Origin of the sequence: Polynucleobacter sphagniphilus (assembly GCF_001953355.1) — a bacterium.
In the GTDB taxonomy this organism is placed as follows: domain Bacteria; phylum Pseudomonadota; class Gammaproteobacteria; order Burkholderiales; family Burkholderiaceae; genus Polynucleobacter; species Polynucleobacter sphagniphilus.
Genome location: NZ_MPIY01000006.1, coordinates 62,382 through 76,533, shown reverse-complemented (window position 1 = coordinate 76,533; position 14,152 = coordinate 62,382). Strand labels below are relative to the sequence as shown.

16 protein-coding genes are annotated in these 14,152 nt (G+C 42.7%); all 16 read right to left on the bottom strand.

All coding sequences use genetic code 11. The annotated features are described in order from the left end of the window. Position 1: 1 nt before the first annotated feature. The 16 genes from BOQ04_RS06930 to BOQ04_RS06855 all read right to left on the bottom strand — a co-directional run bounded on the left by BOQ04_RS06930 (position 2) and on the right by BOQ04_RS06855 (position 14,124). Positions 2–469, bottom strand: coding sequence for a DUF2721 domain-containing protein (locus tag BOQ04_RS06930; RefSeq protein WP_076024028.1), 468 nt, complete (start codon positions 467–469; stop codon positions 2–4). A gap of 23 nt (positions 470–492) precedes the next feature. Further along, positions 493–1,344, bottom strand: coding sequence for an undecaprenyl-diphosphate phosphatase (locus BOQ04_RS06925; RefSeq protein ID WP_076024027.1), 852 nt, complete (start codon positions 1,342–1,344; stop codon positions 493–495). A 42-nt stretch (positions 1,345–1,386) separates the two neighbouring features. Continuing rightward, positions 1,387–2,430: a lipopolysaccharide heptosyltransferase I gene (waaC, locus tag BOQ04_RS06920; protein WP_076024026.1), complete on the bottom strand. Its 1,044-nt coding sequence runs from the start codon at positions 2,428–2,430 to the stop codon at positions 1,387–1,389. Between the two features lie 31 nt (positions 2,431–2,461). After that, entirely contained in the window at positions 2,462–3,037 is a 576-nt protein-coding gene (gene rfbC / locus BOQ04_RS06915) for a dTDP-4-dehydrorhamnose 3,5-epimerase (protein WP_076024025.1), read from the bottom strand. Continuing rightward, complete coding sequence (rfbA, locus tag BOQ04_RS06910; RefSeq protein ID WP_076024024.1) at positions 3,037–3,963, bottom strand: glucose-1-phosphate thymidylyltransferase RfbA; 927 nt, start codon at positions 3,961–3,963, stop codon at positions 3,037–3,039. The genes rfbC and rfbA overlap by 1 nt, the downstream gene beginning before the upstream one ends. A gap of 42 nt (positions 3,964–4,005) precedes the next feature. Then, positions 4,006–4,989, bottom strand: a complete 984-nt coding sequence (gene rfbD / locus BOQ04_RS06905) for a dTDP-4-dehydrorhamnose reductase (protein ID WP_233126699.1) — start codon at positions 4,987–4,989, stop codon at positions 4,006–4,008. Between the two features lie 28 nt (positions 4,990–5,017). Then, positions 5,018–6,076, bottom strand: a complete 1,059-nt coding sequence (gene rfbB, locus BOQ04_RS06900) for a dTDP-glucose 4,6-dehydratase (protein ID WP_076024023.1) — start codon at positions 6,074–6,076, stop codon at positions 5,018–5,020. A gap of 206 nt (positions 6,077–6,282) precedes the next feature. After that, on the bottom strand, positions 6,283–7,140 hold the full coding sequence (locus BOQ04_RS06895; RefSeq protein ID WP_076024022.1) for a glycosyltransferase family 17 protein: 858 nt from the start codon (positions 7,138–7,140) through the stop codon (positions 6,283–6,285). Positions 7,141–7,179: 39 nt separating this feature from the next. After that, a complete protein-coding gene (locus BOQ04_RS06890) occupies positions 7,180–8,535 on the bottom strand; it encodes an O-antigen ligase family protein (RefSeq protein WP_158025483.1) in 1,356 nt (451 codons plus the stop codon). A 2-nt stretch (positions 8,536–8,537) separates the two neighbouring features. Further along, positions 8,538–9,338 (bottom strand): DUF5672 family protein, encoded by an 801-nt coding sequence (locus tag BOQ04_RS06885; RefSeq protein ID WP_076024020.1) that lies wholly within the window; start codon positions 9,336–9,338, stop codon positions 8,538–8,540. A gap of 32 nt (positions 9,339–9,370) precedes the next feature. Then, positions 9,371–10,291: a DUF6492 family protein gene (locus tag BOQ04_RS06880; protein ID WP_076024081.1), complete on the bottom strand. Its 921-nt coding sequence runs from the start codon at positions 10,289–10,291 to the stop codon at positions 9,371–9,373. A 25-nt stretch (positions 10,292–10,316) separates the two neighbouring features. Then, positions 10,317–11,690 (bottom strand): glycosyltransferase family protein, encoded by a 1,374-nt coding sequence (locus tag BOQ04_RS06875; RefSeq protein WP_233126697.1) that lies wholly within the window; start codon positions 11,688–11,690, stop codon positions 10,317–10,319. A 7-nt stretch (positions 11,691–11,697) separates the two neighbouring features. Continuing rightward, positions 11,698–12,660, bottom strand: a complete 963-nt coding sequence (locus BOQ04_RS06870; RefSeq protein ID WP_076024019.1) for an aspartate carbamoyltransferase catalytic subunit — start codon at positions 12,658–12,660, stop codon at positions 11,698–11,700. Between the two features lie 2 nt (positions 12,661–12,662). Further along, a complete protein-coding gene (gene pyrR / locus BOQ04_RS06865; RefSeq protein ID WP_143742162.1) occupies positions 12,663–13,166 on the bottom strand; it encodes a bifunctional pyr operon transcriptional regulator/uracil phosphoribosyltransferase PyrR in 504 nt (167 codons plus the stop codon). 3 nt (positions 13,167–13,169) lie between these two features. Then, on the bottom strand, positions 13,170–13,592 hold the full coding sequence (gene ruvX / locus BOQ04_RS06860) for a Holliday junction resolvase RuvX (RefSeq protein ID WP_076024017.1): 423 nt from the start codon (positions 13,590–13,592) through the stop codon (positions 13,170–13,172). Further along, positions 13,585–14,124, bottom strand: a complete 540-nt coding sequence (locus tag BOQ04_RS06855) for a YqgE/AlgH family protein (RefSeq protein WP_233126710.1) — start codon at positions 14,122–14,124, stop codon at positions 13,585–13,587. Before BOQ04_RS06855 ends, ruvX begins: the two co-directional genes overlap by 8 nt. Between the last annotated feature and the right edge of the window lie 28 nt (positions 14,125–14,152).

Below are 14,152 nucleotides of genomic sequence, written 5' to 3'. Positions count from 1 at the left end.
GTTATTTATTTAACTCAGAGCCTGGAATAAACCAACCAGCTGAACGGTAGGCATAGACCACTTCACCCAAAATAATTGAGAGAGAAAGCATAAAGGACAATAAACCCAGTACAAATGTCCAAATCACATAGCTAGTTTGCAAAGATCGCACTGCACCTGCCTGGAAGAAAAAGAGCTCCAGAACGGTTAATGAAATAAAGATGCCGCTTAGTACATCAAAGAAAATAGAGGCTGTGCAAAGCCGTCCACGAATCTTCGCTTCATTTGCCTCGCGATGCATATGCTTGAGCATTTTTTCATCGGTGATGTGTCCATCAGAAATTCTTTTCAGAATCTCTCGCATCCGATCTACTGAGCGCGCTAATCGCGTTGAGATGGCATTGAGTAAAGTAGCCACTGCCGTCAATAGAAATACTGGCGCAAGCGCAAGCTGAATATTATTGGTAATAGCATCAATTGATACATCCATAGCGCTTCCTCGTACAAACTAAATTATTGTGTCCAACTAACTAAGCCACTGTAGGCGCTAATCAATATCAAAAGTCCAAAAACAATGCGATACCAAGCAAACGGAATGAAATTGTGATGAGCCACATAGTGCAATAACCAACGCACGCAGATAAAGGCAGAAATAAAAGCTGCGACAAAACCCACCAGAATTACCAAACTGTAATCTCCAGAAATGGGTACTGGAGATTTCCAAAGTTTTAACAGCTCATAAGCCGTAGCCCCTCCAATGACAGGAATAGCCAAGAAAAAAGAGAACTCTGTAGCGACAACGCGCGGGAGACCAAATAACATCCCACCAATAATGGTGGCGCCAGAGCGAGAGGTTCCCGGTATTAATGCAGCACATTGCGCTATCCCCACCTTCAAGGCATCCAAAGGAGTGAGATCATCAATAGACTGGATGTAAGCCTTATTGGCACCCGTACCAACCCTAGCCTGACGACGCTCAGCCCAAAAGATCACAAGGGCGCCAACAATGAATGCTGTGGCCACTGGTATTGGAGCAAACAGGACTGCTTTGATATGTTTGCTAAACAGATAGCCCAAGCCCATTGCAGGGGCAGCCGCAATCAATAAATTGAGTACAAAACGACGTGCGACTGGGCTGGTTTTAAACGAGCACGCCACCTTTAAAAGCTTTTCACGAAACTCCCAACAGACTGCCAAGATGGCGCCAAATTGAATAATGACCTCAAAGGCTTTACCCCTCTCGTCATTGAAATTCAGTAAATCGCCCACCAAGATGAGATGCCCCGTACTCGACACGGGCAAAAACTCTGTTAAACCTTCAACCACACCCAAAATAAGTGCTTTTAATAACAATATGATTTCCATAGTCTCAATTTTAAAGGTAGAAGCGGTTTCAATAAAAAATGATTAGGCTTGATGCAGCAGCTCCAGAGAAGCATCTATCACCTCACTAGCACTAGGAGACTTACCCATATCGCCAGTATTGCGAATTTGTTTTGACCAATACCCCTCGGTCTTCCATGTCGGTGAATCGCAGTAAATCTCTACTGTGGCCTTACCAAGTACTGCAGCAAGATGAGTCAGGCCAGTATCGACCCCCACCGTGAGAGCAGCACCCGCTATCAAGCCAAAAGCTTGCGCAATAGAAAAACGCTTAGGCACAAGTGCACCCGCGATCTGCAAAGCCAATTCCTCACTTACCTGCTTTTCGGCTGGATTACCCCATGGCAGAACGACTTGATAACCTTCTTTTGCCAATACATTACCTAACGCAACCCAACTCTCATTTGGCCAGCGCTTAGCATCTCTGGCTGTGGAATGAAAAAATAATACATATGGCTTTTGTATTCCTGCAAAGTGAGTATTCGCCAAATTAGCCACAAAGTTTTCTGGATAAAAATGTGGGGTAGTTGATCGATTCATTACAGGCCAATCAAAAGCTGCGCAAGTGAGCCACCGCGAACGATCCACCGCATGGCATTGCTTGGGGACCTGAACTGATTCAGTATAAAAAGCACGCGCCAGGGGCTCATATCCAGAAAATTTAGTGGCATTTGCCAAGCCAATCACCTGCGCATCCTTACTTTTATTTGCTAATGCACAGACTAGCGCTGACTTGAGTAAGCCCTGGGTTTCAATCAGTACATCATAGGTCTTTGCTTGCAACTCTTTTTTGAAAGCAAAGAACTGCTTCCAAGAATTGATTTTGAATATCGATTTTTTCCAGCGTCGCAAGCCCAATGGAATAATGCGATCAATGCCTCTAAAACCATCTTTCGAGAGCAAAGGCTCAAGAAGATGAACATAAGCTTCCTCTACGACCCAATCGATTTGCGCATTGGGCAAGCGAGCACGTAAGTCCCAAACTATTGGCAGATTGTGAAGCACATCCCCCAGAGAGGAGAGCTTGACTAGCAAAATTTTAGGGGCGTTAGCTGATGCGTTGCTCATACGAGCATTATCTTATTTTTTGCCAAGCGCTTTAAAACTTCGGGGCTGCATCCCAAAGAAGGCCCGCGGCATCCTTCGCGTTCATATTAGGAGCAACACCAGCGGCTAAGGGCCATTGGATACCTACCGTGGGATCATTCCAGGCCAAGCAAGCCTCGCTTTGCGGATGGTAGTAATCCGTTGTCTTATAGAGAAATTCTGCGTTTTCAGATAAAACCAAAAAACCATGCGCTAAACCGGCTGGTATCCATAATTGCTTGTGATTTTGGGCGCTGAGCTCCACCCCCACCCACTTTCCATAGGTAGGAGAGTCTTTACGAATATCAACCGCTACATCAAAAACACTGCCTGCAACTACTCTGACCAATTTGCCCTGAGTTTGCTCTAACTGATAGTGCAAACCACGCAAAGTCCATTGACGAGAAAAGGAATGATTATCTTGAACAAATTCCACCTTTAAGCCAGTGGCCTGGGCAAAATCATGTGCATTGAAAGATTCTGTAAACCAACCGCGTTCGTCACCAAATACCTTAGGCTCCACCACAAAGACATCATGGATTGCAGTTGGTATTAAAGCAAGCTTCGGATGCGAAAGATTAGCAGTCATTAAATAGTCTTTCTAGTCGATATCGCAATTGGCTGAGCCGATGTGTTGAGCTCATGCAAAATTTTGCTCAAATATTGGCCGTAGCTATTTTTACTTAATTGTGCCGCCACTTTTTGCACAAGATCGGCGCTGATCCAACCTTGACGGTAAGCAATTTCTTCAGGGCAAGCAACCATCAAACCCTGACGTTTTTGCAGGGTCGCAATAAAGCCTGCCGCATCCAAGAGTGAGTCATGCGTGCCGGTGTCGAGCCATGCAAAACCACGCCCCATGATTTCCACGCTCAATTCATTTTTTTCAAGATAAACACGATTGACATCGGTAATCTCCAACTCGCCACGGGCGCTCGGCTTGATGGCGGCAGCAATATCGCAAACCTGATTATCGTAAAAATATAAACCCGTCACAGCGTAACTACTTCTAGGCTTGGCGGGCTTCTCTTCAATCGAAAGGGCTTTGTAATCTTTGTCAAACTCCACCACGCCATAGCGTTCTGGATCATTTACATGATAAGCAAATACAGTAGCCCCAGAATGCCTGCTATTGGCACTATTGAGCTGCTCGACTAATTCATGGCCGTAGAAAATATTATCCCCAAGAACTAGAGCGCTTGGGTTATTGCCAACAAAGTGTTTGCCTAAGGTAAATGCTTGTGCCAAGCCATCCGGAGAAGGTTGTACACAATATTCAATATTGAGGCCCCATTGAGAGCCATCGCCCAGTAATTCAGAAAAGCGTGGTGTGTCATGCGGGGTAGAAATTAACAAAATATCGCGGATACCGGCAAGCATCAAAGTAGTTAAAGGGTAATAGACCATTGGCTTGTCATAGACAGGCATCAACTGTTTAGATACCGCTTGAGTCACCGGATAAAGACGCGTGCCAGAGCCGCCTGCCAAAATAATGCCCTTACGATTTACCGTCATTACAAACCTACCTTATGGTCGCCGCAATCAAAATTACGGAAATTAAATTAAATTTTTTGCCGCTAATTCGGCTACGTACTTCTGAACCAATAAGTCCCACCGAGGAAAGAGTGAGTTAATTGTTTGATCATTATAAGAGTCAGAACTATCACCCAAAGACATGACTAATGCATGCCTCAATTTAGCCGTCTCCATCCTGGAATTCATGGGTCTTGGTGCTGGCAAAGGATATTCCACCGCCAAGATAGGCTTGATTGCCCTCGGTTTAGCCTTTAACTCAACCCCTGCGTCAAGAGCAGATTGCACCGCCAAGCATGCCAAACCATGCCAGGAGGTTTCCCCAGAGGGGACGGCGTGATAGATCCCTGAAGGAAATTTTTTAAGTCCTAATTGACTGTTCAGAGCTAAATGCAAGCTCACCATAGCCAACCAATCAGCACTAGTTGGTACACCATACTGATCATGAATGATGCCTAATTCCGCCCGCTCTTTTGCTAAACGCAAAATAGTGCGAATGAAATTACCCCCATCACCATATACCCAGCTAGTACGAAAAATGGCATATTGGCCGCCAGTACCCGCAGCAAATGCCCTCACTACGGCCTCCTCACCAGAGGCTTTGCTTTTGCCGTAGACGCCCAGAGGATTACGCATATCACCTTCTAAATAGAAGCCATACTTCTCACCATCAAATACATAATCAGTTGAATAATGTAGAAAAGTAGCGTTATTGTTGGCAGCATAAAGCGCCATACGCTCAGGCGCTTTTGCATTAATCGCAAAGGCTAACTCCGACTCTGTTTCTGCTTTGTCTACTGCCGTATAGGCGGCCGCATTAATAATGAGATGGGGTTGAAATTGACTTAAGAGTTCATCAATACTGGCATCATCACTAAGATCACACTGCGCACGCCCCACATATTGAATCTGTGTGTTTGAGAGCAGATTGACATTAAGACTTGCAAAGTGTTTCTGAAACGCTTTACCGAGCTGCCCATCTTTTCCAAAAAGGAGTATTTTTATCATGGGAGATGATTTAACCAGAGAAGAAAATTTACTGGTATTGTTTAGATAACCAATCACGATAAGAGCCGCTGACAACACCTTCAATCCATTCGGGGTTATCTAGATACCACTGCACTGTTTTGCGAATACCGGTATCAAATGTTTCAGCAGGACGCCAACCTAATTCACGCTCAACCTTGCTAGCATCAATTGCATAGCGACGATCATGACCAGGGCGATCTTTCACAAAAGTAATTTGCTCAGCGTAAGACTTCCCATCGATCCTTGGCTTTAGCTCATTGAGTATGTTGCAAATCGTCTTCACCACATCCAGGTTGGCTTTTTCATTCCAGCCACCAATGTTGTAGGTTTCGCCAAGCCTACCATTTGCAAGTACTTCACGAATCGCCGAACAATGGTCACCCACATATAACCAATCACGGACTTGCTGACCATCACCATAGATTGGCAATGGCTTGCTGTTGAGCGCATTGAGAATCACCAAAGGGATCAGTTTTTCTGGGAAGTGGTAAGGCCCATAATTATTGGAACAATTTGTCGTGACAACAGGGAATCCATAAGTATGAAACCAAGCACGTACCAAATGATCGGATGCAGCCTTAGATGCTGAATAAGGACTATTGGGCTCGTAGGGATGAGATTCTGTAAAAGCTGGATCCTGAGCAGAGAGTGATCCATACACTTCATCAGTAGAAACATGGTGAAAGCGAAACTGGGCTTTTTTATCCACATCTAGGTTATTCCAGTATTCGCGAGCGCACTCAAGCAGATTAAATGTACCAACAATATTAGTTTGCACAAATTCAGCTGGCCCATGTATCGATCGATCCACATGACTTTCTGCAGCAAAGTTCACAATCGCTCTTGGTTTGTGCTCACTCAATAGGCGCTGTACAAGCTCTTTATCGCCAATATCGCCATGTACAAAGATATGTCGTGGATCGTCTTTTAATGACGCCAAAGTAGCTAAATTACCAGCGTAGGTTAATTTATCTAAATTAATAATACCTTCGTTATTTGGTTCTCTTAACCAATCTAAAACAAAATTTCCGCCAATAAAGCCCGCGCCGCCAGTAACCAAAATCATGCTTGCTCCGTAATTAACCAATACCCCAGATGATTAAGCTGATAAGACATTTTGGCACCTTTTATATATTATTTTTTTGATTATATGGGATACCCCAAAATATTGAATCCAAACTCGAAATAACAACCGGGAAATAGAGAGCGCCCAAAATGGCCCAAAAAAAATACAAATATATTTACATTGGGCACTTCTTTAAAGTGCTTTTTTTAAGAGCCATCAGGGCCGAATGGCAAAATCCAATCCTTATATTCTTCATAATTTTTGACAATACTAGATGGAAATTCGGAAGATATATCTTGAGCTTGATAAATAAAGCCGCGATCAAGAAGGTCGCCACCTGAATTTATTTTTTTTAGCATCTCACTAGGATTTTTAAATTTTTCAGTATTAAATTCTTGATGTGAGAAACTTTCTAATTTAGAAATCATGTCATTGACTGACCCCATCCATGTAAAGTGCCACCCCCCATTCATAATTTTCTGAGTAGCTAACTTATTAATATATGTTCTCAGGAATGATCTAAATATGCCTGTAGCTTTGTATTCGCGTAAATTTTCAGGGGTTTTAAAAAAATTACGTAATGCACGATACGTTGTAATCTTTGGTTTATTCCATTGAGATATGGACCCATCGATACCTACATGCAAATTATTCAAATAATAGGAATAGCATTTTTGAATTAAGCTTGCCCTTAAATATCTTTTGGGATTGAATAAGGCTATGGCTTGAGGATGAATGATTTCATCTACATCTGAAATCATTACCCAATCTGAATCCCTTGCATCAAGCAAGCCTTGCAGTAAATAATTTCTCTGATATTCCTCTCTACGCCAAGGATCATCGGTTTCAAATGGGTAATGATCTATTAAAAGATAGCGAATTTTAGATTCAAAATCCTTAAAATCCTCCATCTTAAAATTGATCGGCTTTGGATTGCCTGAAAAAGTATATTTAGATTCGCATATGACAAATAAGTCGACCTCTTCCCAAAGCGTTTCCAGGCGGAGTTTTAATAAGCGGCTTTCATTATAGAAAATAAAACAATCGTAAATCCTTGGTTTCACAAAATGGCCTTATTTAGTACAAATAAAATATTAGTAGGGTTAATTTTTTACAACTCCAGTTGCCCCACCATCCAATTTTCTATACCCGACTACCGCAGTAGAGAAAGCAATGAAAAAGAGCATTGATTCAAAGTATTGCTTCCAGCTCATCTCTGCAAAAATACAAAATACAAATAACGCTCCACATATTGAAACAGCAACCAAATTAAGTTGATCCTTATTTTTAAGTCCAAAGTATATCGTTAACAATAATGCAAAAATTAAGATGCTCAAGCCCGGAACCCCAAAGGCCAACCCGTAATCAACCCAACCGCTATGCGTTTGACCTATATGCTCATGGGCAATACCGGCTACATTCTGCATGCCATTAAATGACCGATTAATCGAACCATAACCCAAGGGATATTGCCCGATAAGACGCAAACCTGCGGTTGCCCACGCAACCCTAGAGTAAGTATTTATTGCGATAGGGTGGCCTAATGCGTTTAGAGGATAGGTTGGCACCCCCTCTGCTTTCATCCACTGCTTATTATTATCAATATCAACTGCCACTTGAATGTCATAGAGCAAATCCTGCCATCCAGGAGATGCATATCTTTTATGGACACTCCAGGAAGTAAATATAAAGAAAATAATTAGGGTAAGTATCGATATTCGAATGAATTGATTCTTCGAGTAGTCTTTCAATACACCAACCCCAAAGATGATGACTAAAGTTAGACATATCACGAGGATGATAATCATCCCATTTTTAGTGCTTGATACGATTGCCGACGCTAGCATCAGCGCTATCCCAAAAACCCAATAAACCATTCTTCTAACTACCTGCCGATTGCCATTCAATGTGAGAAGGTAGATTAAATTTCCACTTGCTACTGCCGTTGCCATGCCACCAAAATAGGCTGTTTCGATTTTAGTAAATAAGAATCGTACAAAATTATTAGGCAACACCAAGCTACCCTGTCGAAAGCAGTCGAATCCATAGGCCCCTAAATTGATTAGGGGCGTTGCAAATATGGATACATAGAAATATCTAGCGAGTTGAGCATATTTACGTAAAGACACTCCCAGTCCAACACCCATTACGCACCCTAAAAAAGTGCGCACCCATAGAGATTGAATTTCGGAGAGCTCAAGCTCTGTATTTAGAGAAAAGAAAGTCCAATGAATGCCAACCCAAATAAAAATGCTAAATAGAATATAAGTGGATAGATTTGATGCTCGAATTGGATAGAGACTTTGAATATTTTTTTTAATGATTAAGCCAGAAACAATAAATCCCAATATCAATAAACAATGTCTGAGGGCAATCGTCTCTGGGATGACCCAGACGACCAAAAGCATGCAAACACTAAATACGCACATGTTCGCTAAGTATTTTTCATTCAAATTCATCTTCATCTTCCGGATTTGAGAAGCCAAAATTTCAGTTTTACATAACGTTTGCGCATCTTCCAGCGAAAATGAACCTTACTTGCAATTTCTTTTGCAATCATAAATCGACCCTGCTTGATGAGATCCTCAATTAAGTCATAGCTATCTAGCTCACTTAAATACCCATCTGGAAGCAAAAAAATAAAGCTCCTCAACTCTTGATCGCTTAATACCTTGCCAAAATTAAAAAAGCCATGAAACCCAAAAGAATCATGCCATTCAGAACGCTCTACAGCAAATTGCTCAGCAATTGCAAATGGTGCAAATTTGATATTTTCACACTTCTCAAGAAAATTCTTATTGTCTGCACAGATGCAATAGTCTTCTGGATGCCTCTTGATAAATCCAGGGCGCTTGATTGCTTGGAGCAATTTAACAGAGCGCAATGAAAATCCACCATTTCCTACAGGTGTATTTGGATGATGCGGCCAAATAGGGCCAATATAGTCATACTTCAGAAACTCTTCACGCCAAAGATCGGCATGCACAACAAAGCTATCCCATTGAATAATTAATACATGTGAACCTACAACATATTGATTTATATCTGACAACAAAAAATTGGAATAATCTTTGGTTGTTTTTATTGGTGGAGCCTGAATATAGTCAATACCAGGCTTTCTATCATGCACAAGATCAATATTAGTTACCAAAGCCACCTTAGCAAAGTGAACTTGACTGGTGCAGCGATCAATGGCCCAATGAGCTAATGCAGGTGACCTGGTTTCAACGCATAACAATGTAATGTTAGACAGTTCAAGCATGGTTGCAGGCAGTATCTTTATTCAAAATTTATTTAAAGCAAACTTATCAGTAAAGATAGCTTAAATTGTATTTTTTTTATAATTCGTTTAACAGAGCGCCAAACTAAAGATAGGAGCGCTTTACTTGAGGGGCCAAAATCACCCCAACTCTCCCAATTTGATTGATAGACAACACCTAAATAATTGCGGGCAAGAATGTGTTCTTTATAGCCCAATACTTGGTCTGCCCAGAGCTGATGCTCATAATGATAGTGTTTAAATAATTGTTCCCGTGGATAAATCGCAATCGCCCTAAAGTTAATTAAAGCCTCGCCGTACCAAGTAAATTCTGAGCCGCATAACAAGATCGCATCTAATAGATTCATCCCATTAGGGCTTAAGTAGTTGAGATCTAGCGACTCCCAAACCTTTTTACTCCATAAAAAAGGAGCATATCCAAAGTCGTATACAACCCCTTTTCGCCCAAGCGCAGCCATGATAGGCATGCGGTCATTTAAAAAATGTTGACGAATTTTCTTGGGGCCGAATCGTTCAGTTGATTGAAGTATATCTCGCCCCTCATGAATAACTGAATAAGGAATATTCTCGATGAAGATAAAGTCACTTTCACCAAAGTCGCGAATAAAAATACAATCTGAATCTAAGACAAGGTAATTTTCTGAAAGACCGAGCCTCCAAAATTCTGATTTAATTACCTGCTGCCTTAACCCACCTCGAATCTCATAAAGCTTTTGTATATCTAGTTTAGGATTGGCTTTGAAGATATCGTTTTCATCAAAAATAGTAGCATCAAATTCCTGAAGATGCTCTCTAAATAATTCCACATCATCAGAAGGAACGGAGACATAAAAAGGAATTTTTTCTTTATTGTATTTTTGAATGCTCTCAGCAAGCTTAATAGTTCTATTAAGATCTTTGCGGAAGGTGCAGCTATAAAGAACAATGTTAAGCATAATTAGCAAGCCAGGTAGATAAGTATTATTGAAATTTTTCTTCTGAAGAATTTTTTTGTGTAACAAAACTAAGAATTTTTCTGACTGCCTGCTCCACTCCAATTGGCATCCATCTTGGCTCAATTAATTGCCGCCTTTGCCAGTCTAACCAAATGCTTTCTAACGCTAACCCGATCTCCCCAGGGTTGCCTTCAGAACTTAAATAACCCCCGCGATCCAAAATTAATTGGTTCAATTGAGGATTGCGATAGGTAATACCCCATATGGGACGACCCGTCCAAAGGTATTCATAGAACTTGGATGGAATGTATTCAGCGCACCACTCATCATTCCCATGCAAAAGAATCAATACATCCGCTTCCTGCATCTTCTCAACAACTCGCTCGCGCCCAGATTTTCCTGAAGCTAGATCCCTCTCTAAGCGCCCATGCGCCAACAATACATCCTCAAACCCATAAGTTTTGATTGCCTCTTCGGTCAATGAATCCAAAGGAGCACCATAAGCATGCACACGAATGCATTCACGAGCCTCTGGGTATTTATTAAATAAGGGTAACAAGGCGTTCAAAATGGTCGATAAAGATCGATCTTTAGCAAGGGAGCCAAAGTGACATAAGTTTAATTTGTCAGAGTATGCGTGAGCTTGATTAGCATTCAGGCCGCCAGGAGGTTCAGCTCCAGGCAGGACCATAAACCCATGTGCGTTATTGAGCGTATTGAGATTGTTGTTGCGGACTTTTGCGTAATGCAAAGCGCCATCCGTAAACCACCAGACATGGTCTGCATACTTACAAATCTGTTTTTCCAAATATTGACGAAATTGCGCATCTCTACTTTTTGGCTTTGTAAATCCCAGATCATTTGCATCTTTACGTATTACCAGCGGATCATGAATTTCCGCAATCCAAGGCAATCCCGTTTTAAGCTTGAGCCATAAACCCGCTAGATGAGCAGACCAGGCTCCCCCGGTTGAATAAATAAAATCAACTTTGCCAGCACGAATAAGTTGATATCCATACACAAAAGCGGGCATCGCCCATGACCATTGACTTGAATATCCCAAAATGAATTTCTCAAGTCCAATGAAAGGAGCTAACAGAATCGAGACAGATCTCGTTAAGAATTTATAAACTAAACCTCTGCCATATTGGTTTGCGATCCAATGTCGAAAATCAAAACGAAATGCAGCAGGTCCCCAAGCCAAAAACTGCTTATGTGGAAAACGTACATCCTTATTGCCGGTAATAGCACTAAACACCACTGGCTCAATACCAGCATCTAGCAAATAAGGGATCTTGTCAGTAATAGTTTGGCTTGCAGCGCGACCATCCATATTGAAGCCGTGTGACAAAATAAGCCACTTTTTTGGGATAGAGGTAGATTGCACTTTCTCTGTCACTAGAAAACTAGTTTCCAGCCACAATTGACATCACGGCCATACGGACTGCAATCCCAAAAGTAACTTGATTCAAGATCACTGACTGGGGCCCATCTGCCACTGCAGAATCTATTTCCACACCACGATTCATAGGGCCCGGATGCATCACGATGGCATCTGGTTTTGCTAAAGCCAAACGGGCTGGGGTCAGGCCATATTGACTAAAGAAAGCAGCGCCCTCTGGAACTTGCCCTGCCTCCATGCGTTCTTTCTGAATACGCAAAGTCATCACAACGTCGACACCCTTGAGTCCCTCTTCCATGCCATGAAATACTTTCACACCCATCATATCCAAATTGCTCGGCAGTAAACTCTCGGGCCCGATTGCGCGAATTTCTTCGCAACCGAGAGTAGTCAGAGCATGGATATTGGATTTAGCGACCCGGCTATGAACAATATCTCCGATGATGGCCACTTTCAAGCCACGAAAATCCCGCTTGAAATGACGCATCGTGTACATATCGAGCAAACCTTGAGTGGGATGCTGGTTGCTACCATCGCCTGCATTGACCACATGCACGTGTGGGGGTACATGGTTGGCAATTTCAATCGGCGCACGCGAAGTGCTATGACGAACCACAAAAATATCAGCCTGCATTGCCACTAAATTATCAATCGTATCTAAAAGACTTTCGCCCTTGGCAGTTGAAGAGGTGGAAATATCTAGATTGATCACGTCGGCAGATAGGCGTTTTGCAGCAATCTCAAATGTAGTGCGCGTCCGCGTGGAATTCTCGAAGAAAAGATTAAATACGCTTTTACCGCGTAATAGAGGAACCTTTTTTACCTCTCTTGAGGGATCAGTCACACTCACAAATTGTTGTGCCGTATCTAAAATATGCACGATCTGATCTTTGGGCAAGCCCTCCAGAGTCAGTAGATGCGTTAATTCACCGGCTGCGTTAAATTGATTGACCATCTTATCCGCCATACTCATGCTGTACGCTCCTCAAGTTGGAAACTGAACTTGCCAGCATCGTCTTTTTCTAAAACTAAAATTTGTCTATCAGGTAGTAGGATTTCTTCACCAGAAAAGTCAGTGCTGATTGGCAACTCGCGCTTGCTACGGTCGGCCAAAACCATTAACTCAACCGCAGCTGGCCTGCCAAAATCAAATAATTCATTTAATGCAGCGCGCACCGTTCTACCAGTAAGCAGCACATCATCAATCAGAATGACAGTAGCGCCATTCACCTCGAATGGCAGATGCGTAGACATGGTGCTTGCGGTACGCAAGGCAGTCATGCCTTTCTCAGCATAATCATCACGATGAAACGCAACATTAATGACGCCATAATGCGCCAGACCAAGATCACCGGCTAAACGCTCTGCAATCCAAGCGCCACCCATTGCCAAACCAACCAGCTCAAATGGCCCACTTTGGGCTCGCTGGCGCAGTTTTTCTAGCAATTTGGTATACAGCAATTCTGCATTCATCATCTATCCAATACTTTTATTCTGTTTAGCCGCCAACTCAGCAAAAAACTGCTCCAAAATAAGCGCAGCACTATGGCTATCTAGATTGTCCTGCATCTTGGCGTCACCCTCTAAAACTGCAGAGGTATAGCGCTCATCCACCCATTGCACAGGCAGATGAAAGCGGCCATGCAATTGATTACCAAAGCGTTTAGCCTTCTGCGTCATCTCATGTTCAGTGCCGTCAGGATGGACTGGAAGACCAACCACCAGCTGATCTGGCTGCCACTCCTTAAGCAGGTCCTCAATCTCCTGAAAGCGCATTTGCGCATTTGCATGGGAAATCGTTTTTAGTGGATGGCCAACCCGACTGATGGAATTTCCGATCGCAACACCAATTCTGCGAGTCCCGTAATCAAAGGCCATGACGCCTTGACCACTAGGCATGCCCAGCCTCTCCTGAGAGATGCGAAACATCAAAGCCTAGATAGTTCATAGTGCGGGAATAACGTTCACCTACAGGGGTATTAAAAATAATCTCCACCATTTGCGCTTGCGATAGTGGCACATTCATCCAGCCATTTAGGCTAATCTCTTCTTCCAATTGACCGGCACCCCAGCCTGAATAGCCCAAAGTCATCAAAAATGGACTTGGTCCAGTGCCGGCGGCAACTGCCTCCAGAACATCTTTAGAAGTCGTCATTGTCAGACCTTCAGGCACAATTAATGAAGATCGATAGCTAGGATTGTCCATGGGCGCATGGAGCACAAAACCACGCTCAACCTGAACAGGACCTCCAAAATAGACTGGTTGCTCTAAAAGTGGAGCAATTTCAAGCTTGAGATCAATCTTGTCAAAAAGAGTTGCCATATTGACCTCAGTGGGTCGATTCACAACCAAGCCCATCGCACCTCTTTCGGTGTGCTCAAAAAGATAGATCACAGTTCCCGCAAAATTAGGATCTTGCATGCCTGGCATGGCAATTAAGAATTGATTAGCCAGATGG